Below are 18,608 nucleotides of genomic sequence, written 5' to 3'. Positions count from 1 at the left end.
GGTACCGCCCCCGGCCCCCCGGGAGCGGGGGGCGGCGGGGGTCGGGGGGGGGTGGCCCCAACCCCCACCCGGGTGGGGCGCGGGCCCGCCCCCGGGGGGGTACCGCCGGGGTGCCCCCGGGGCGGGGGGCGCGGGGGCGGTACCGCCGTGCGCCCGAACCTGCACCACGCAGTCTACGGGTCCGATTGGCGCCGTGCCGCCGGTCCAGACCGCCCGTTCGGCGTCGATGGACCACACCTGCAGATCGTCGGCCGACCCCACCTGCACGGTGCCGGAGTCCGGATCGATCTCGGTGACGTAGCGCGGTTTGCCGTCCGGACCGGGCCCGGGCAGCCCGAGACCCTTGCGCTGGCCGATGGTGAACCCGTGCACTCCGTCGTGGCGGCCGAGTTCGGCGCCACCGGAGTCCACGATCGCGCCCGGCCGGATCCCGATTTTCGCGCCGAGGAAGGCGCGGGTGTCGCCGGAGGGGATGAAGCAGATGTCGTGGCTGTCGGGTTTGTCCGCCACCGCCAGGCCGCGTTCGGCGGCTTCGGCGCGGATCTGCGGTTTCGGCGTGTCACCCACCGGGAACATGGCCCGCTTCAGCTGTTCGGCGGTCAGTACCGCGAGGACGTAGGACTGGTCCTTGTCCGCGTCAAGGGCCCGGCGCAGCACACCGTCGGCCAGGCGCGCATAGTGCCCGGTGACCACCGCGTCGAAACCGAGAGCCACCGCCCGGTCGGCGAGGGCGGAGAATTTGATCTTCTCGTTGCAGCGCAGGCAGGGGTTCGGGGTCTCGCCCGCGGCGTAGGCGGCGACGAAATCGTCGATCACGTCTTCTTTGAAGCGGTCGGCGAAATCCCAGACGTAGAACGGGATACCGAGCACATCGGCGGCCCGGCGGGCGTCACCGGCGTCTTCCTTGGAGCAGCAACCCCGGGAGCCGGTCCGCAGGGTGCCCGGCGCGCTCGACAGCGCCAGATGGACCCCCACCACCTCGTGTCCGGCGTCGACAGCCCGTGCCGCCGCCACCGCCGAATCGACTCCACCACTCATCGCGGCGAGTACGCGCATACGCTACGCACCTCCTCTCGCACCGGCCAGGCCGGCGGCTCTGGCTCGTTCCACCACTTGCGGTAATACTTCCAGCAGCGCCTCGACATCGGCCTGCTGTGAGGTGTGCCCGAGCGAGAACCGCAGCGATCCGCGCGCTTCCCGGGGCTCGACCCCCATTGCGATCAGCACATGGCTCGGCGACGCGACCCCGGCCGTGCACGCCGAACCGGTGGAGCATTCCACCCCTGCGGCGTCCAACAGCATCAGCAGCGAATCACCCTCACATCCGGGGAAGGTGAAATGGGCGTTGCCCGGCAGTCGGCGGTCGTCGTGCGGGCCGTTGAGCACGGCGTCCGGAGCGATCCGGCGCACCCCGGCGATCAGTTCGTCGCGCAGCGCGATCAGTTCCTTTGTCCGGGCGGGCATTTCCGCCACGGTCTGCCGCAGCGCGGCGGCCAGTCCGGCCACCGCGGCCACATCGGAGGTACCCGACCGCAGATCCCGCTCGTGCCCGCCGCCGTGCAACAGCGGAACACAGCCCACCTGGCGCCCGAGCAGCAGCACACCCACTCCGTGCGGGCCGCCGAGCTTATGGCCCGCGAAACTCGCCGCCCCCAGCCCGCTGGCCCCGAAATCGATGGGTAGTTGCGCGGCGGCCTGGACCGCGTCGCTGTGCATCGGCACACCTGCCGCACGCGCGATGGCCGCCAGTTCTTCGATCGGCTGGACGGCGCCGACCTCGTTGTTCGCCCACATCACGGTGATCAGCGCTACCTCGCCGGGATCTCCGGCGAGTTCGGCGCGCAGGGTTTCGGGCGCGACGATGCCGTCGGAATCGACCGGCAGCCACGTCACCCGCGCACCTTCGTGCCGTTCCAGCCACTCCACGGCGTCGAGGACCGCATGATGTTCGGTGGCACCCGCCAGGATCCGGGTACATCGGGGATCGGCATCGCGGCGGGCCCAGAAAATACCCTTGACCGCGAGGTTGTCGCTTTCGGTGCCGCCCGAGGTGAGGATGACCTCGGACGGCCGGGCGCCGAGATCGGCGGCGATGGATTCGCGGGCCTCCTCCAGTTGCCGGCGGGCCGCTCGGCCCGATCCGTGCAACGAGGACGCGTTCCCGGCCGTCCCGAAGGCAGCGTTCATCGCCTCGATGGCGGCGGGCAGCATCGGTGTGGTCGCCGCATGATCGAGGTAAACCGTCGTGGGCACACCGTTGACCGCACCCGGAAAAGCCGACTTCATGACCGGTAAAGCCTATCCCACCGTTGACCTGCATATCTTCCGGGCATCCTCGGCGTACTGCGAGATCCCCTCACTCCGCGAACATCCGCGCGGCCGCTGTTATTCCCCGCGCGGGCCCGGATAATCGACCGGCCGCGCTGCCGGTGAGGCAGCCGATCTGTGGCCGCGACTTCGTCCGGCCAGTGCTTTCAGGACCGCTCGGCGCCATCTTCGGGAGTGGTGTCGCCCGCGGCCCGATTCTCCGTCGTGGCGTTGGAGAACACCGGCTGGTTCGCGACAGTCGAGGACGTATACGCCTCGGGTTCCGCAGGGACGTGACTGAACAGATTGCTCTCGTGCATATCGATACTCCGGTCGTAGAAGGTTTCGCAGTCGATGCGCGGTGTGCGGTGATCGCCGGCGGCGACTGCTCCCGCATCACCAGCGGGCCACCCGGCCCCGCCGCCCGCCCGTGGGACGGCGATATCCGCCGTACACCGGGTCGCCCGATCGGGCGTAGTGGGCAGCGCCCGGGTCCCGATCGGATCCGGTGCTGTGTTGGATACTCCTGACTCGGCCCGAGCGGACCGGATTGCGCGTCATCCGACGGTCCGGTCCCGCGCCGGATGGGTCGCGAGGCCAGGGCCCTCTCCACCTTACGCGCCGCGACCTCCGGAAGTCGCGTTTCGCAGCCGCAGCGCGGTGCGCAGGCCGCGCGCCGCTGGGTGGCCTCCGGCACTTCTCGTGGCGTCGAATCGGCGTTCGGACGCGGTCTCCGGCGCATCGTCGGAGGTCGCGGTGAGCAGGCTGTCCGGGAGCGCGAGTTTGTGGATGGTCCGCAGACTGAGCACCGCCTGCCGTGGTAGCGACCCGGTCGTGTACGGCAGATCGTATTTCTCACACAGCGCCCGGACCCGCACCGCCAGCTGTGGATACCGGTTGCTCGGCAGATCGGGGAACAGGTGGTGTTCGATCTGATGGGACAGATGCCCGCTGAGAAATGCGAGTACCGGACCGGCGTCGAAGTTCGCGGTACCCAGCATCTGCCGGAGGTACCAGTGCGCCCGGGTCTCGTCCGTCATCACCTCGGGTTCGAATTTCTCCGCGCCGTCGGGGAAATGACCGCAGGCGATCACGATGTAGGCCCACAGATTGCGGAGCAGATTCGCCGTCGCGTTCGCGGCCAGTGTCCGGCGCCACCGGCGACCGCTCAACGCCGGGAAAACCACATAGTCCTTGCCGACCTGCCGGGCGATCTTCGCCGCCAGTGCCCGCGCCGTACCCGTCCCGCCGGCCGAGCCGCGACCGAACTTGCGCTCGAGATACCAGCCCTGCGAGGCGATCCCCCATTCGAAGGTGACCGCCAGCAGCAGATTGCGCAACGGCTGCAGCAGATGTCCGGGTTGCCAGCGTTCGTCACGCGTCACCCGCATGACGCCGAAGCCGATATCGTCGTCCAGCCCCAGCACATTGGTGAAGACGTGGTGCCGGTAGTTGTGGGAGTGCCGCCACTGGGCGGACAATCCGGCCATATCCCACTCCCAGGAGGTCGAGTGGATCTCCGGGTCGTTCATCCAATCCCACTGGCCGTGGCTCACATTGTGGCCGATCTCCATGTTCTCGATGATCTTGGCCAGCGCCAGCCCGCCGGTTCCGGCGAGCCAGCCGCCGCGGCGGCGGCTGAATCCGATCGTCGCCCGCGCGACCGCGTCCAGCGTCCGCTGAAGGCCGATGGTGCGCCGGATGTACGCGGCATCGCGCGCCCCCAGCCCGTCCTCGACATCGCGCCTGATCTCGTCGAGTTCGCGCCCGAGGCACTCTATTTCGGTGACGCTCAGGTGCGCATACACCGCCACCTGGCTGATCGCCATAGTTCTCTGCCCCACATTCCTGGGTAGTTGCCCGGATCCGGAGCCGGAACCGTCGTGGAAGCGCCGATGACAGTGGTCAGCGGTGCATCTGCTGAAGCCACCGGGTCCGAGCTACGCCAGGGGTCTCCCTCGGAAACCTCTGGACACCTCGAATGCGGCGCCACCGGTATCGAGAGCAGAACACGCTCGGTCTGTCCGACTCCACCGTAGCCGCATGAGTCTGCGACGGTCCACAACACCGTCGGTGGGGCGTCGCACCGGCTCCGGGATCCGCCATATCGCCGCCGGACGGCGAAACGGCCGGCAGCAGCGCAATGCAGGGACCCGAGACCAGAAGTAGATCCAACTTTCCGGAAACCTATTGAATGTGCCGTTATATAGCGGTACGGTAATGAATGTATCGATAGAGCGCTGAAGAAGCGCTCACCGCCCCACAAGCTGACCGGGGCGCGACGAGTGAGGACTCCACCGATGAACCGAATTCCCGAACAGCGCACCCGCCGCATTGCCGCCCGGATCGCCGCGATCGCGGTCCTCGCCCTCGCGCCGCTGGGCGTTACCGCCGGCAATGCCCTCGCCGACCCCGTCGCCGCGACGGCGATCAGCGATTCCGACGACTCCAGCGGCTTCGGCAACGACGACAGTCACGGCTTCGGCAACGACTCCGGCAATCACGGCGCCGGCTGGAACGACAACGACTACGGCTGGGACGACAACGGCCAATACGGATATCGCGACCACAACCAGCAGAACTACGATGGCTGGAACGATCAGTTCAACAGCGGCCACACCGGTCGCGAAGACCGGGATTCACATGCCGGTTACGGCGGCAACCGCGGTAGCGACTACGACGCCCCGGCCGACTGGGACCACGACAACCACAGCGGCGGCACCCAGACCCAGACCTGGAATGTGCCCAACCCGTATATTCCGCCGGCTCCCCCGGCGCTGCTGCCGACCCCGCCGGTACATCTTCCGGCGCTGCCGCATCTGCCGCTGCCCCTGGTAGGACTCCCCGGTCTGCCCGGCACCGGCAGCGCCTTCTGATACCGCAGGATAAGTTGCCGTTGTACAGCGGTACATTTATAAGCGATACACCATTTGCGACAATACGGCCGGGTCCGTTACCCGGACCCGGCCGTAAACCGATACTTCGATCAGACCGGCGTCGCCACCGCCGCCTTCGTCAACTGCCGATCGGCCGCGGCGAGTACCGCATGCGCCGCGTCGGAGAGCTCCTCCGCCCGGACCGCCCGCTCGCACCGCCGCGCCAGATCGATCCGGTCTCCCCCCGGCGACTCGACCGGGGCCAGCACGACCTCGGCCGTCAGACCCCGGGCCCGGAGTACCCGGGCCACCGAGCCGACCAGCGTATCGTCACCGACGAAACCCGGCACGGTCGATCTGTTGCCGTGCGGATCCAGGTACCGCAACCGCACCGGCTGCACCGGGGTCGCCGTATCCACCGCCGCCTGGAAAATCGCCGGCCGTAGCTTGCCGTAGGCCCGGCCGCACCAGGTGGTGCCCTCCGGAAAGAAGCCGATCCGCTCGCCCGCGGCCAGCCGCTGCCCCACCTGCTCCACCACCTCCGGCAGCTTGCGTAGCCGCTCCCGCTCGATCGGAACGACCCGCATGATCCGGGCCAGCCGCCCGAGCAGCGGCCAGTCGATCAGATCGGCCCGCGCCACGAAGGCGAGTGGCTGCACCGAAGCCAGCACGATGATGTCCGCCCAGCCGATATGTCCGCAGGCCACCAGGACACCGGTGCCGGCCGGCGCGAACTGCGACCTGCCCTGTACCGGCCGGTGATCCACCACCCGAATGCTGATCCCACAGCTGCGTAACAGCATTGCCGCAAAGCGCCGCTGCATCCCGGAACGACGCGACGGCGGCGTGACGATATGCGCGAACGGATAGGCGGCCAGAACCGACAGCGCACCAGCGGCCCGGATCCCGGCACGCAGCACCCCGACCTCGGCGCTGTGCTGGACGCATCCCGTCACACACGGGCTGACGGGCATCCACGCATGCTGCGGTGCAGTCATCTCGACGACTTCCTCTTCCAGTGTCGGGCCCGGCATCGGATCACCGCCCGCCGTCGAAATTCGCCGCCGCGCCGCGTAAACGGTCCAGGTAGCGGGTGTTGATGGTGTCCAGCCCCAGCAGCACCACGAAATCGGCGACGGCGAAATCCGGATCGTGCGCCGGCTCCCCGCAGATCTCCGCGCCGAGCCGCAGATATCCGTTGAGCAGCGGCGGCAGTTTCGGGCGCGCGGGCGCCGGCAGATCGTCGAGCGCCACCCCGTCCACCACGACCGGGCGGTACGGCCGCACCCGGCTCTCCGGTGCGCACGCATGTTTGGTGAGCAGGAGATCGCGCACCCCGCGCACATTGACACCGGCCGGCTCGTCGGGGCGGTTGCGCATGGGCACCGAGGCGCACCCCATCACCCGGTCGTAACCGGTGAGCTGGATGTAGTGCAGGATCCCCGCCCACATGAGTGTGAGCACCGACCCGTTGCGATGGTCGGGCACCACGCAGGCCCGCCCCATCTCCACGATCCGCCGCCCGGCCGGATCCAGCCGGGTCAGGTCGAATTCGGTGGCGGTGTAGTAGCCGCCGGCGGCCGCCACCCTGTCCGGCGGCAGCATCCGGTAGCAGCCGACGAATTCACCGCTGACTTCATCGCGCACCAGCATGTGATCGCAGTGCTCGTCGAAGCGGTCGGCATCCAGGCCCGTTCCGTCGTCGGGGATCCGGAAGCCGGGTTCGTTGGCGAAAACGTTGTACCGCAGTCGCTGCGCCGCGATGCGATGGTCGGTATCGGAGGAGACGATCAGTGCGTATCGGGACCGGTGATCCTCGCTGCCGGCCGGTCGAGCCGGCGCTGTCAGCACGGACGTAATAGCCATAAAGCCAAGGAGGCCAGTCCGAGACTGCGCCGGAGCGTCCGCGAAGTGTCGTCAGCATGCCGGTTCGGTTAACGAGATGCAGATCACACCAGGCGTTTACCAGCAGGTTCCCGTGAGTTCTTCCGCCGGGCGACCAGGGGACGCACCGCGCCGGGAACCGGACGGGGCACCGAACTCGTTGAAAACCGGCCCTACTCGCACGCACCCCGTCTTGGCACTACTGATTGCCCGGACAGCCGCGAACGGCCTCCCGCCGCACACCGCGGCGGGGTCGGACGACACGACCGCACCCGTTCCCCGGCACTACGCGACGAATCGTTCCGGTTCCCGGACCCCGGCGCGCCACTGCTCGTCGACCTCGTCGAACCCGGGCCGGCCGGTTCCGATGAACGCCACCAACCACGACAGCACCGCGGCGAAACGGTTGCGGAAGCCGACCAGGTAGAACAGGTGCACCGCCAGCCAGATGAACCAGGCGATCGTGCCGCGGAAGGTGATCCGCTCGTTGAGCTTGGTCACCGCGCTGAACCGGCTGATCACGGCCATACTGCCCTTGTCCCAATACACGAACGGCGTACCGGGGTGCTTATCGCGGCTGATGATATCGGCGGCGTGCCGCCCCTCCTGCATGGCGACCGGCGATTGTCCCGGATAGCCGTTGAGTGAGGTCATATCGCCGATCGCGTAGATATCGGCGTAACCGCCGACGGTCAGGTCGGGGTTGATGAGCAGCCGCCCGGCCCGGTCGGTTTCGCATCCGGTGGCCTCGGCCAGCAGTTTCGCGAACCCGCCCGCCTGTACCCCGGCCGACCAGACGATGGTTTCGGCATCGATCTGCCGAAGCTGACCGTCGGAGTCCTTGACGGTGACCTGCCCGGCCTCGATATCGGTGACGAAGGTGCCCAGCAGCACCTCCACACCACTGCGGGTCAGCGATTTCTTCGCATACTCCGACAATCCGCCGCCGAACGGCGGCAGGACCGCGCCCGCCCCTTCCACGAGGGTTACCGAAACTTCCTGGTGGAAATGCCGCTTCGCCAGCTCCTTCAGCTGCCCGGCCACCTCGACACCGGTGGCGCCGGCACCGACCACCACGAACGACAGCAGCCGGCGGCGGGTCTCCTCGTCGGCATCGGCGGCCTCCCGGAAAACCCGCTCGATCTGCGCGCGCAGCAGCTTGGCATCGTCGATGGTTTTCAGCGAATAGGTCTTGTCGGCGAAATCGTCACGTCCGAAATACGACTGGCTGGCACCGGTGGCGGCGATCATCGACCCGTAGCGGATCCGCCGGGCCCCCTCGGGGGTCTCGTAGGTGAGAATCGCGGCATCCGGGTCGATGGCGGTGACCTTCCCGAGCCGCACATCCGCCTCCTCGTGCCGGCGCAGGATGTTCGCGATCGGGGGTGCGATCTCATCGGACGCCAACACCCCGGTAGCGACCTGGTACAGCAGCGGCTGGAACAGGTGCTCCGGCGTGCTCGAAATCAGGACATAATCGACGCCCGCCTTCGCCAACTGCTTGGCGGCGGCGAGTCCACCGAACCCCGAACCGATGATCACGACATCCGCGTACTCGACGCCGGCGCCGATTTCCGTGACGTTCTGCATGACAGCCTCCTTCACTCATGACTAACCGTCATCCAGAACCAAGATATTTCAGGGTTCAGGGCGCATAATTGAGATGACTCTTATCTGATCTCGTCATGAATGGGGTGGAGATGGAACTTCGCCAGCTCACGTACTTCGTCGCGGTGTGCGAGGAGCTCAGTTTCAGCCGGGCCGCGGCCCGCTGTTTCATCTCGCAATCGGCGATCAGTCATCAGATCGCCCGGCTCGAACACGACCTCGGCGTGCAGCTCTTCGAACGCTCGACCCGATCGGTCGTCCCCACCGACGCGAGCACAAGGCTACTACCGCTGGCGAAACAGATGCTAGGTCTCGAATCCGCGATCCGGGCCTCGATCCGCACCACCGGTCCCAGAATCCGGCTCACGGCGAATATGTCCTTCGCCACACGATCGCTGTCGGCTATCGCCGGCGCCCGCGAAGCTCATCCCGGCGCCGAGATCGAATTCGTCATCAAACCCTTCCGACAGCGGGTGGCCGCCGTGGCCGACGGCGATTGCGATCTCGCCCTCATCCGCGGCAGCGTGCAGCAGGCGGGTCTGATCGTCGAACAACTCTGGGTCGAAGACCTGACGCTCGCCACCGCCACCGCCCACCCGCTCGCCGGACGCACCGATGTCACCCTGTCCGAGCTCAGCGCCTATCCCCTGCTGCTGCCTCCGGAATCCGAGCAGGTCCTCATCCACAACGTCATCCGCGCCGCCTTCGCCGACCTCCCCGTCGGCCCGACCTACGGCCCGCCCATTCCTCCCGACCACACGGCCACCATGGAGCTGATCAACCACCCCGACGCGTGGACCGCGCTCTACGCGAACAGCTCCACCGAAGGTATCGCCACGCTTTCCCTCGCTGATCAGCGTCTGCGCATCCCGGTCTCGGCGGTCCTGCGCGCCGACACCCGCCGGACCCCGATTCTCACGACACTGCTCGACGGGCTGCACGGGGCATAGCGATCGTCGCCATGTCCCGCCCACGGTGCCGTCACCACAGGAATCGCCGAAGACATGCCGGTTCCTCGGCCATCCGCTTCGCGGGGGCCGCGGGGGCCGCGGCATGCCCCGGCGGCCGGGCAGTGGCCGCCGGGGCATGGGTGACACCGCCGGTTGGGCGCGGCGTGCCACCGTGGAACCCGAGTGGCGAGGGACCACACCTCGGGTTGCCTGGTCACCGTCGGACGACGGTGCTTCCGCTGCTACCGGATGTCACCGATCGCCGCGATGCCGCAGTACGGCGCCTTCGGGTACCGGCTGGACTTCTCCGTTCTTCAGGATGATCACGCCCGGACTGCCTGGAGGCAGCTGATATCCGGGCAGGTCCCGGCCGAGGTTCTCCCGCAGGATCACCCGGTCGATATCGGGCCGCTCCTGGCCGTTGATGATGATCTTCTTCTCACCGGGCCCGGGATGCGCACTCGCCACCCCGGCACCCGCCACGGCCGCACCCGCGACCCCGACCCCGCACACCACAGCCGCGAAGGCTCTACTCGCCCGCTTCGAATTCACCATGGAACTCCTTGTCACATTGCGTTTTTCGCCGATCCGGTGATCGGCTCTCCGATGTCTGCGACGTTAGTTCGCCTCTCTGTGGCCCAGCTGCGAACGGAGCTGGGAAAGTGCTGGGAACGCGGCGCCGGGGCCATTCGCTCAACCGCAGCAGAACGGATCGTCGCAGGGTCGACCGGCCTCGCTGCCGTACACGGTGAAACCACGCAGCGGCGCGAGGATGCGATCGGTGGTCACCTGATCGAGCAACGGCGCCGACCCGAGACCGAGCCTGCCCCAATCAGGAGGCGTCTTCTCGAGGTCGTACCGGACCACACCGTCGATGAACAACGTCCACATGCAGTGATCCGGAAACGGATTCATCCGCAACACCCACCAACACCCGTCCACCCGGGCAGCCAGCGGAAACTTCGTACTTCCCGTGCTCTTCCACTCGGGCCTGGCCTGCGCGACGTCCTGCGACATCTCACCAGTATCGACCGGAGCGCAAACGCACCACCGAACAGCCAACCGGCCGCCGAGCGCCACGAAGGTCGCCGCGAACACGATGGAAGTCATCGCCGTGAACGCGGCTCTCCGGCCACCCGGTGGTCACGGACGCGGCACCTGTAGACCGCTCCGTAGATGCCGAATCATCAGGTGCCGCAGGTTGTGCCGGGGTCCTTCCCGGCGAACAGAGTGCCGAGGAAAGTATCGACATCGTCGGCCGCGGTTTCGAGGACACCGCGATGATCGGCGCCCGCGTAGGACCGGTAGTCCACGGCCGACCCGGCGGCGCACAGCTTTTCGGTGATCTGCGTGGTGATCGGGGCCGCGACCAGGGCATCGGTGGTGCCCTGCGCGACCAGTATCGGGACCGTGAGGTGCAGCGCTTCCGGCTCTTGCCCGGCGAAGTACGCGGTGAGCGCGCCGGTATCCGCGCCGGGCGCGAACAGCTCACCGGCCGGGACCCCGGCCGCTGCCGCTTTGATCTGGTCCATACAGCCAGTGCGCGCCGCATCGAGTAACGGCCGGGCCGCGTCACTGATCATCGTCTCGGCCGCAAGTGCCGGGTCCGCGGCTTCGGCGCCGAGCAGCAGCACCGGCAGGAACGGTATTGCCGCACGCACCCCGGGCCCGCCGGCCGCCATATAAGCGGCGGTATCGCTGGTGCGGCTGCCCGGTGCGTAGGAGACGGCACCCACGAGGTCGAGTTCCGGGGCGTATCCGGCACCCTGAGCCGCGGTGAACAGGGCGGCGTGCCCGCCCTGACTATGGCCCGCCACAGCCCATTTCGCGCCGATCCGCGGGTCGAGTTCACGCGCGGCCCGGACGATATCGGTGACGGTGTGCGCGGCGCTGACACCGTTCATGTACGGATGTCCGCCCGGAGTTCCCAGCCCCTCGTAATCCGTGGCGGCCACCGCGTATCCGCCGGCGACCCACCGGGCGATGACGGGATCGGTGGCGGCCAGGTAGTCGCGTGCGGGCCCGCCCACACTGTGGGCGGAAGGGGCGCAGGCATCACCGACGCCGGTGGTGCCGTGCGCCCAGCTGATCACCGGCCAGCCGCCCTCGGGCGGTTCGCCGGCCGGAACGGTTACCGTGCCGGAGACCAGGATCTTCTGCCCCGCAGCGGATTGCGACAAGTACGTGATGCGCTCGGAACGGGCGTCCTGCGGTACCGCCGAATCCGGAGATACCCGGACCGGTGTGGCGGTGACCAGTGTGCCCGGTGCGGCACTGTCGGGCCGGCCGGTCGAATCCCCACATGCCGCGGCACCCAGCACCGTCACCGCGAGGACGATCGCCGCACGCCACTTGGGGGCGCCGAGGCGGGGCAGAACTGTTCTCATATCACGCTTCCAACCATCCGCGGCAACGCGATTTCGATCCACAGCAAACCGGCCGCCGTTCAAAACTGAAATTCATTCTAGAAAGTAGCATGGGGCTCGGGCGAGGTTGAGCGGTTCGATGAGTTCGACGGCGAATTCCGGACCGCAGTCGATGAGTGACGGCGCCGCTCACCGGCCGCGACGGCGCATGCCGGCGTCAGGGCGAAGCGACGTCGACCCCTCGGCTGCAGTCAGTCGTTGCGCTTCTTCAGGATCAGGGCGACCTCGATGGCCTGACCGGAACCGAAGCTCGGCGCCAGCGTCCCGACCGCTTCCCACCCCTTACGTCCCAGATCGTCGAGGTCCTGCTCCATCCGGTCGTAGTCGAAGCCCTTCATACCGAGCTTGTACCTCAGCACCTTGTGTTCCCACTGCGCGGCCATACGGCGCCCTCCCATCGGATTCGATCTTGTCCGGTGCGGATCCGCCCGGCGTGACCAGTCAAAACTATGCCGCTGCGGCACAGTCAAGCCGGTCACGCCAGCGGTTATTCAGCGCTTCCGGCGGAAACGGATAGCTGCCGCCGGAACGGCCGGGACGGTCACGCGACGGCGGTCCCCTCGAGTTCGACCATCTGGCCGCGGACCGCCAGCCGCGTCACTTCGAGCATCGTCGTGGCCGGCGCGATCCCGGCCGCGGCCAGCCGCGAGGCCAGGACACCGTAGTGCCGGAAGAGGAGGTCGACGTCGGTGGTGTAGACGTTGAGCCGCACCAGGTCGGCGACCGACATACCGGCCTCGCGGAGTACCGCCTCGAGGTTGTCGAGGCTCAGCGCCAGCTGCGCGGCCATATCACCGTCGTGCTCGGGTTCACCGTTGCGGCTCATGGCTGTCTGGCCGGAGCAGTACAGGGTCCGGGTGTGCCCGGCGACGAGCTCCCCTTGGTTGAATCCCAGCTCCACAGACCAGGTCACCGGGTTGACCGCGGTGCGTTCCAGTGTCACTTCAACTCCATTCGTCATCGAAAGTCCTTCGCCGACGAGTCTCGCGAGAAATCACGACATCCTCGGTCATGTATTCCGGGTAGATTTCTCGATATGCGCGCCGACCGGCTGGTCTCGCTGGTGCTGCTGCTGCGCCGGCACGGCCGGTTGCCGGCGGCCACGCTCGCCCGCGAGCTGGAGGTATCCACCCGCACGGTGCTGCGCGATATCGAAGCCCTCTCCGCCGCCGGTGTTCCGGTGTACGCCGAGCGTGGCCGGCACGGCGGGTTCGCACTGCTGCCCGGTTTCCGGACCGAACTCACCGGACTGAACCACGAGGAGGCACTCGCTCTACTGGTGGCCGGAACACGGCGCGGCGCACAGGTTTTCGGGCTCGGTTCGGCGCTCGCGTCGGCCATGCTGAAGGTGATCGACGCGCTGCCGGAAAGCTATCGGTCCATCGCGAGCGAGGCGGCCCAGCGGTTGCTCATCGACCCGGAAACCGATCTACTCGCACGCCGGTCGGCCGACGACGAGATTCCGGATGCCCTGCTGAGCGAGGTCCGGCGCGCGGTGTTCGCCGGTCACAAGCTGCGTATCCACTACGCGGCCGTGGACCAGGCGCCGAGTTGGCGCACCGTGGACCCGATCGGCCTGGTCACGGTACGCGGCCAGGGCTATCTGCTGGCCACGAGAGCCGGCGCGGACCGCACCTACCGGCTGTCACGGCTACAGGCCGCCGAAGAACTCCGCGAACCCGCACAACGATCGGACCAGGTCGATCTGCCCGGCGCCTGGCAGGAACGCAGCACGCGGTTCCGGGCAGGCGGTAACCAGGTCACCGTGCTCGTACGGGTGGACCCGGCACGCCGGGACGAACTGGCGAGCACCGCACTCGCCGTCCACACCGAAGAAACGGATGGCGACGGCAGGCTACGGCTCGAGGTGACCTTCCAGGATTCCCGGCACGCCGAATGGGCGCTGTGGCAGCTGGCCACGGACGCCGAGGCCCTGGCCCCACCGGCATTGCGCCGCCGCCTGCACACCCGCGCGGCTGCGATCGCCACATGCTACGAAGAGCCCCCTTCGTAAGGAATCCGGCGGGCCGGACGCCCGCACGGGCCATTGCTCGAGGCGGCCCGATACGAATCCGCCGGCCATGTGCGATATACCCCCGTTCGGGGGTGGCCGGCCGCCAGTGACCTGTATCACTATCTCATCGGGCCACGCGGCGGGACGGGGTACGCCCGCGGCCCCGGATACAGGCACCCGCACGGGTGCCGGGAGAGGACCGGTGATGAGTACAGCCCAGAAGAGCTACGCCTCCGGTGCGTGGAATGTGCCACTGCTCGGGGATACGATCGGCGACAACTTCGATCGCACGGTGGCCGCCTTCCCCGATAACGACGCCCTGGTGGATGTGGCCGGCGGCCGCCGGTGGACATATCGTGCGCTCGCGACCGAGATCGAAGCGCTGGCTTCGGGTTTGCTCGCGGCGGGGATCGGCAACGGGGACCGGGTCGGGATCTGGGCGCCCAACTGTCCCGAATGGGTATTCGTCCAGTACGCGACCGCCAAGATCGGCGCGGTCCTGGTCACGGTCAATCCCGCCTACCGCGCGCACGAACTGGAGTACGTGCTCCGGCAGGCCGGTATCCGGATGGTGATCGCCGCGCCGGCGTTCAAGACATCGGATTATGCCGCCATGCTGGCGGAGGTGCGCTCGGCGTGCCCGGCGCTGGAACGGGTCGTACTGCTGGGCAGCGCGGACTGGTCCGGTTTGCTCTCCACAGGCCGCGCAGCCGACCCGGCCGCGCTCGCCGCCGCACAGAAACGGCTGTCCGCGGACGACCCGATCAATATCCAATACACCTCGGGCACCACCGGTTTCCCGAAGGGAGCGACGCTGAGCCACCACAATATCCTCAACAACGGGTTCTTCGTCGGCGAGATCTGCGGCTACACCGATCAGGATCGCGTCTGCATCCCGGTGCCGTTCTACCACTGCTTCGGAATGGTCATGGGCAACCTGGCCTGCACCAGCCACGGGGCGACCATGGTCGTCCCGGCTCCGGCTTTCGACCCCGCGGCCACCCTCGCCGCGGTGGAGGCCGAGCGGTGCACATCGCTGTACGGGGTGCCGACCATGTTCATCGCCGAACTCGCCGAGCCCGGATTCGGTGACTACCGGTTGTCGACGCTGCGAACCGGGATCATGGCGGGGTCGCCGTGTCCGGTGGAGGTGATGAAGCAGGTCATCGATCGGATGGGGATGAGCGAGGTGACCATCTGTTACGGCATGACCGAAACCTCACCGGTTTCCATCCAGACCAGGGCCGACGACAGTATCGACCAGCGCACGGCGACGGTCGGGCGGGTGGGCCCGCATCTCGAGATCAAAATCATCGATCCGGTGAGCGGCCGGACGCTGCCGCGCGGCGAGCCCGGTGAGGTGTGCACCCGGGGTTATTCGGTCATGCTCGGCTATTGGGAGGATCCGGAGAAGACCGCGGAGGCCGTCGACGCGGCCCGTTGGATGCATACCGGCGACCTCGGGATCATGGACGACCACGGTTATGTGGCCATCACCGGCCGGATCAAAGATATGGTGATCCGCGGCGGTGAGAACATCTACCCGCGCGAGATCGAGGAATTCCTCTACACCCACCCCGATATTCTCGACGCCCAGGTGATCGGCGTTCCCGACCCCAGGTACGGCGAGGAGTTGATGGCCTGGGTCCGGCTCCGCGAGGGCGCTCCCGCCATCGATGCCGCGGCGTTGCGGGCGTTCTGCGCGGGCCGGCTGGCCCATTACAAGATCCCTCGCTACGTGCACGTCGTCGACGAATTCCCGATGACCGTCACCGGGAAAGTACGCAAGGTGGAGATGCGCAAGCAGGCCCTGACCCTCCTCGAGAGCGTGGGCGAGAACGAATAACCCGTGCCTCGCGGACAAGCCACGGAGGTGCGGGCTCGGCCGGGCCGGAATCCCCCCCGCCCGGCGAGGCCGCGGAAGCGGTTCAGGCGGGGGTACCGAAGGATTCCAGCATCGTGTCGATCCGCTCGCGGGCGGCGAGCGCCATCTCCGGATGCGTGGTCTCGTACAGCTTCCCGGATTCCACCGCACCGAGAATTATCTCCGCTGCCCGGGGGGCCGGGATCATCTCCTTCGCCATTTCGGCGACCGCTTCCATCATGGGTGCCAGCTTGTCCATCACCTCGGGTGGCAACGCCTCCGCTCCCGGTGCCCGATCCTCCGGCGGGGTGGCGAGTTCGGCGAGGCCGCGGAACATCCGAGTGTCCACCGGGCCCGGGCACACCACTGTCACACCGACATTCGGTGCGATCAGGTCCAGTTCGCCCCGCAACGATTCCGAGAGCGAGATGATCGCTGCCTTGCTGGCCGCGTACGGTGCACCGAACATGCCGACCGCCAGCCCCGCCAGCGAGGCCGTGTTGACGATATGCCCCTGCCCGGCGGCGATCAGATGCGGTGTGAAGATGTGGACACCGTTCACGACTCCGCCGACGTTCACCGCCCAGACCCGGTTCCAATCGGCCGGAGCGATCTCCCAGCTCGGCCCGCCCGTGCTCATCCCCGCATTGTTGAAAACCAGGTCGACGCGGCCGAATTCGGCCAGTGTCCGATCGGCGAGGGCCCGCACCTGATCGATATCGGCGATATCGGTGGGCACGGCGATCACCCGGTCGCCGAGTTCGGTAGCGGTTCTCGTCAATGCCTCGGTATCGATATCGGCGACGATCACCCGCAGCCCACGCTCCACCAGCGCGGCAGCCAATGCCGCGCCGATCCCGTTGGCGGCGCCGGTGACAACAGCGACCTGCCCGGCTTCGAGTTTCATATGCCCTCCACTCCGCTGCCCACTCCGACGGCGGGCTCGTCACCATCTTGGCGACCTCGGGCGCCGGGCACATCGGCCTCCGGTACGGCAATCGCGTCATCCTCGAGTACCACCGACTACCGGAGAGGCCGGATTCTCGAAAAACGTGCCGCCGAGTGGGTCGCGACCGGCGCTCCCTGACCGTGGCATCACGTGTGCACCGCCGGTCGGTGGGTGGGTGCCGCGGGAGACCGTCCGACCTGCCGGTCAGATCACGCCGAGGGCGAGCATGGCGTCCGCGACCTGGATGAAGCCGGCGATATTCGCCCCGGCGACATAGTTTCCGGGCGAACCGTATTCGTCGGCGGTCGCGAGGGTGCGGTCGTGCACACCGCGCATGATCTCGGCGAGGCGTTCCTCGGTGTACTCGAACGACCACGAGTCGCGGGAAGCGTTCTGCTGCATTTCCAGGGCGCTGGTCGCGACGCCGCCCGCATTGGCGGCCTTACCCGGCGCGAACACCACCTTCGCCTCCCCGAACACCCGCACCGCCTCCGGCGTGCAGGGCATGTTCGCGCCCTCGGCGACGACCGTGCAACCGTTGCGCACGAGCACTGCGGCATCCCGGCCGTTGAGTTCGTTCTGGGTGGCGCAGGGCAGGGCGATATCGCACGGCACATTCCAGACCGAATCGTCCTCGACGAACCGGGCCGAGGGCCCGCGTTCGCCGACATAGTGGGAGATCCGGGCCCGGCGCTGCTCCTTGACCTCCTTGAGCAGCTCGAGGTCGATCCCCGCCTCGTCGACGATATAGCCGCTCGAGTCGGAACAGGCGATCACCGTGCCCCCGAGTTGCTGCACCTTCTCGATCGCGTAGAGGGCCACATTCCCGGAACCGGAGACGACGACCTTCTTGCCGTCGAAGCCCTCGCCCCGCGTCCGCAGCAACTCGTCCACGAAGAACACGACGCCGTAACCGGTGGCTTCGGTACGGACCTGCGACCCGCCCCAGGCGATTCCCTTACCGGTGAGCACACCGGATTCGAAGCGGTTGGTGATGCGCTTGTACTGCCCGAACAGGTAGCCGATCTCCCGCCCGCCGACACCTATATCGCCGGCCGGGACATCGGTGTGCTCGCCGATATGCCGGTAGAGCTCGGTCATGAACGCCTGGCAGAAACGCATCACCTCGGCATCGGAGCGGCCCTTCGGGTCGAAATCGGATCCGCCCTTGCCGCCGCCGATCGGCATACCGGTGAGCGAATTCTTGAAGGTCTGCTCGAACCCCAGGAACTTCACGATCCCGACGTTCACGGTCGGGTGGAAGCGCAGCCCGCCCTTGTAGGGACCCAGCGCCGAGTTGAACTCCACCCGGAATCCACGGTTGATCTGCACCTGACCGGAATCGTCGACCCAGGCCACCCGGAAGATGATCTGCCGTTCCGGCTCACACAGCCGCCGGATCACGGCGGCGTCGGTGTAGGCGGGATGTTTGGCCACCACCGGGGCGAGACTGTCCAGCACCTCGTGCACGGCCTGGTGGAACTCGGTCTCCCCCGCATTGCGGAGAAGTACCTCGTCGTAGATCTCCTGTAGCTTCTCGTGCAGAACGGGCATGGATCCGGTACCTCCTCATCGTCGATGACCAAGCAGCTCACCGCCCCGAGGTCACCGTTGTGAGCCTAATCGTCGGATCAATTTCCACTTCCACCTGGATCGGCGGAAAACACGAACGCCCGGCCGGAGGGAACCGGCCGGGCGTGCGCACGCCGTGGCGTAGGGCAGAGCGACGG

General features: G+C 67.7%; 18 protein-coding genes. 4 read left to right on the top strand and 14 right to left on the bottom strand.

The window, feature by feature from the left end; all coding sequences use genetic code 11:
- The 4 genes from mnmA to QH195_RS02180 all read right to left on the bottom strand — a co-directional run.
- A partial coding sequence (mnmA, locus tag QH195_RS02195) for a tRNA 2-thiouridine(34) synthase MnmA (protein ID WP_280434141.1) occupies positions 1–1,056 on the bottom strand: 1,056 nt, incomplete at its 3' end.
- A 3-nt stretch (positions 1,057–1,059) separates the two neighbouring features.
- Positions 1,060–2,286 (bottom strand): cysteine desulfurase family protein, encoded by a 1,227-nt coding sequence (locus QH195_RS02190; protein ID WP_280420484.1) that lies wholly within the window; start codon positions 2,284–2,286, stop codon positions 1,060–1,062.
- 188 nt (positions 2,287–2,474) lie between these two features.
- Complete coding sequence (locus tag QH195_RS02185; protein ID WP_280426850.1) at positions 2,475–2,627, bottom strand: hypothetical protein; 153 nt, start codon at positions 2,625–2,627, stop codon at positions 2,475–2,477.
- A 294-nt stretch (positions 2,628–2,921) separates the two neighbouring features.
- Complete coding sequence (locus tag QH195_RS02180) at positions 2,922–4,136, bottom strand: fatty acid desaturase family protein (protein WP_280426849.1); 1,215 nt, start codon at positions 4,134–4,136, stop codon at positions 2,922–2,924.
- Between the two features lie 471 nt (positions 4,137–4,607).
- Between QH195_RS02180 and QH195_RS02175 the strand changes: the two genes are divergently transcribed.
- Positions 4,608–5,183 (top strand): hypothetical protein, encoded by a 576-nt coding sequence (locus QH195_RS02175; protein ID WP_280434140.1) that lies wholly within the window; start codon positions 4,608–4,610, stop codon positions 5,181–5,183.
- A 110-nt stretch (positions 5,184–5,293) separates the two neighbouring features.
- Here the strand turns inward: QH195_RS02175 and QH195_RS02170 are convergent, their stop codons facing one another.
- The 3 genes from QH195_RS02170 to QH195_RS02160 all read right to left on the bottom strand — a co-directional run bounded on the left by QH195_RS02170 (position 5,294) and on the right by QH195_RS02160 (position 8,657).
- On the bottom strand, positions 5,294–6,217 hold the full coding sequence (locus tag QH195_RS02170; protein ID WP_280434139.1) for a lysophospholipid acyltransferase family protein: 924 nt from the start codon (positions 6,215–6,217) through the stop codon (positions 5,294–5,296).
- 4 nt (positions 6,218–6,221) lie between these two features.
- Entirely contained in the window at positions 6,222–7,049 is an 828-nt protein-coding gene (locus QH195_RS02165; RefSeq protein ID WP_280434138.1) for a GNAT family N-acetyltransferase, read from the bottom strand.
- A 303-nt stretch (positions 7,050–7,352) separates the two neighbouring features.
- Entirely contained in the window at positions 7,353–8,657 is a 1,305-nt protein-coding gene (locus QH195_RS02160; RefSeq protein ID WP_280426845.1) for an NAD(P)/FAD-dependent oxidoreductase, read from the bottom strand.
- Positions 8,658–8,767: 110 nt separating this feature from the next.
- Between QH195_RS02160 and QH195_RS02155 the strand changes: the two genes are divergently transcribed.
- Entirely contained in the window at positions 8,768–9,625 is an 858-nt protein-coding gene (locus tag QH195_RS02155) for a LysR family transcriptional regulator (RefSeq protein WP_280426873.1), read from the top strand.
- 252 nt (positions 9,626–9,877) lie between these two features.
- Here QH195_RS02155 and QH195_RS02150 read toward each other — a convergent pair whose 3' ends face one another.
- The 5 genes from QH195_RS02150 to QH195_RS02130 form a co-directional block, all read right to left on the bottom strand.
- Positions 9,878–10,180, bottom strand: a complete 303-nt coding sequence (locus QH195_RS02150; RefSeq protein ID WP_280426844.1) for a hypothetical protein — start codon at positions 10,178–10,180, stop codon at positions 9,878–9,880.
- Between the two features lie 138 nt (positions 10,181–10,318).
- Complete coding sequence (locus QH195_RS02145; protein WP_280426843.1) at positions 10,319–10,642, bottom strand: hypothetical protein; 324 nt, start codon at positions 10,640–10,642, stop codon at positions 10,319–10,321.
- Between the two features lie 170 nt (positions 10,643–10,812).
- A complete protein-coding gene (locus QH195_RS02140) occupies positions 10,813–12,012 on the bottom strand; it encodes a lipase family protein (RefSeq protein ID WP_280434137.1) in 1,200 nt (399 codons plus the stop codon).
- 230 nt (positions 12,013–12,242) lie between these two features.
- Entirely contained in the window at positions 12,243–12,434 is a 192-nt protein-coding gene (locus QH195_RS02135) for a DUF4177 domain-containing protein (RefSeq protein WP_280426841.1), read from the bottom strand.
- Between the two features lie 158 nt (positions 12,435–12,592).
- Entirely contained in the window at positions 12,593–12,988 is a 396-nt protein-coding gene (locus QH195_RS02130) for a RidA family protein (protein ID WP_280426872.1), read from the bottom strand.
- A 99-nt stretch (positions 12,989–13,087) separates the two neighbouring features.
- Here QH195_RS02130 and QH195_RS02125 point away from each other — a divergent pair, with 99 nt between their 5' ends.
- On the top strand, positions 13,088–14,065 hold the full coding sequence (locus QH195_RS02125) for a helix-turn-helix transcriptional regulator (RefSeq protein ID WP_280434136.1): 978 nt from the start codon (positions 13,088–13,090) through the stop codon (positions 14,063–14,065).
- Between the two features lie 205 nt (positions 14,066–14,270).
- The gene (locus QH195_RS02120) at positions 14,271–15,911 is read left to right on the top strand and encodes an AMP-binding protein (protein ID WP_280434135.1); all 1,641 of its coding nucleotides are present in this window, start codon (positions 14,271–14,273) and stop codon (positions 15,909–15,911) included.
- 82 nt (positions 15,912–15,993) lie between these two features.
- Here QH195_RS02120 and QH195_RS02115 read toward each other — a convergent pair whose 3' ends face one another.
- Together QH195_RS02115 and gdhA are read right to left on the bottom strand one after the other, a co-directional pair.
- On the bottom strand, positions 15,994–16,836 hold the full coding sequence (locus QH195_RS02115) for an SDR family oxidoreductase (RefSeq protein WP_280426838.1): 843 nt from the start codon (positions 16,834–16,836) through the stop codon (positions 15,994–15,996).
- 246 nt (positions 16,837–17,082) lie between these two features.
- The gene (gene gdhA, locus QH195_RS02110) at positions 17,083–18,432 is read right to left on the bottom strand and encodes an NADP-specific glutamate dehydrogenase (RefSeq protein ID WP_280426837.1); all 1,350 of its coding nucleotides are present in this window, start codon (positions 18,430–18,432) and stop codon (positions 17,083–17,085) included.
- Positions 18,433–18,608 lie beyond the last annotated feature (176 nt).

The sequence above is a fragment of the Nocardia carnea genome (assembly GCF_029868855.1).
Taxonomy (GTDB): domain Bacteria; phylum Actinomycetota; class Actinomycetes; order Mycobacteriales; family Mycobacteriaceae; genus Nocardia; species Nocardia carnea_A.
The sequence above is the reverse complement of the archived record's forward strand: the minus strand, read 5'-3'. Positions and strand labels throughout refer to the sequence as shown.

What these genes read in the sequence shown, in the direction of transcription:
- QH195_RS02140 (WP_280434137.1), bottom strand. Translation starts at nt 12,012, where the DNA reads ATGAGAACAGTTCTGCCCCGCCTCGGCGCCCCCAAGTGGCGTGCGGCG.
- QH195_RS02145 (WP_280426843.1), bottom strand. Translation starts at nt 10,642, where the DNA reads ATGTCGCAGGACGTCGCGCAGGCCAGGCCCGAGTGGAAGAGCACGGGA.
- gdhA (WP_280426837.1), bottom strand. Translation starts at nt 18,432, where the DNA reads ATGCCCGTTCTGCACGAGAAGCTACAGGAGATCTACGACGAGGTACTT.
- QH195_RS02185 (WP_280426850.1), bottom strand. Translation starts at nt 2,627, where the DNA reads ATGCACGAGAGCAATCTGTTCAGTCACGTCCCTGCGGAACCCGAGGCG.
- QH195_RS02135 (WP_280426841.1), bottom strand. Translation starts at nt 12,434, where the DNA reads ATGGCCGCGCAGTGGGAACACAAGGTGCTGAGGTACAAGCTCGGTATG.
- QH195_RS02120 (WP_280434135.1), top strand. Translation starts at nt 14,271, where the DNA reads ATGAGTACAGCCCAGAAGAGCTACGCCTCCGGTGCGTGGAATGTGCCA.
- QH195_RS02180 (WP_280426849.1), bottom strand. Translation starts at nt 4,136, where the DNA reads ATGGCGATCAGCCAGGTGGCGGTGTATGCGCACCTGAGCGTCACCGAA.
- QH195_RS02155 (WP_280426873.1), top strand. Translation starts at nt 8,768, where the DNA reads ATGGAACTTCGCCAGCTCACGTACTTCGTCGCGGTGTGCGAGGAGCTC.
- QH195_RS02115 (WP_280426838.1), bottom strand. Translation starts at nt 16,836, where the DNA reads ATGAAACTCGAAGCCGGGCAGGTCGCTGTTGTCACCGGCGCCGCCAAC.
- QH195_RS02170 (WP_280434139.1), bottom strand. Translation starts at nt 6,217, where the DNA reads ATGCCGGGCCCGACACTGGAAGAGGAAGTCGTCGAGATGACTGCACCG.
- QH195_RS02175 (WP_280434140.1), top strand. Translation starts at nt 4,608, where the DNA reads ATGAACCGAATTCCCGAACAGCGCACCCGCCGCATTGCCGCCCGGATC.
- QH195_RS02125 (WP_280434136.1), top strand. Translation starts at nt 13,088, where the DNA reads ATGCGCGCCGACCGGCTGGTCTCGCTGGTGCTGCTGCTGCGCCGGCAC.
- QH195_RS02160 (WP_280426845.1), bottom strand. Translation starts at nt 8,657, where the DNA reads ATGCAGAACGTCACGGAAATCGGCGCCGGCGTCGAGTACGCGGATGTC.
- QH195_RS02150 (WP_280426844.1), bottom strand. Translation starts at nt 10,180, where the DNA reads ATGGTGAATTCGAAGCGGGCGAGTAGAGCCTTCGCGGCTGTGGTGTGC.
- QH195_RS02190 (WP_280420484.1), bottom strand. Translation starts at nt 2,286, where the DNA reads ATGAAGTCGGCTTTTCCGGGTGCGGTCAACGGTGTGCCCACGACGGTT.
- QH195_RS02165 (WP_280434138.1), bottom strand. Translation starts at nt 7,049, where the DNA reads ATGGCTATTACGTCCGTGCTGACAGCGCCGGCTCGACCGGCCGGCAGC.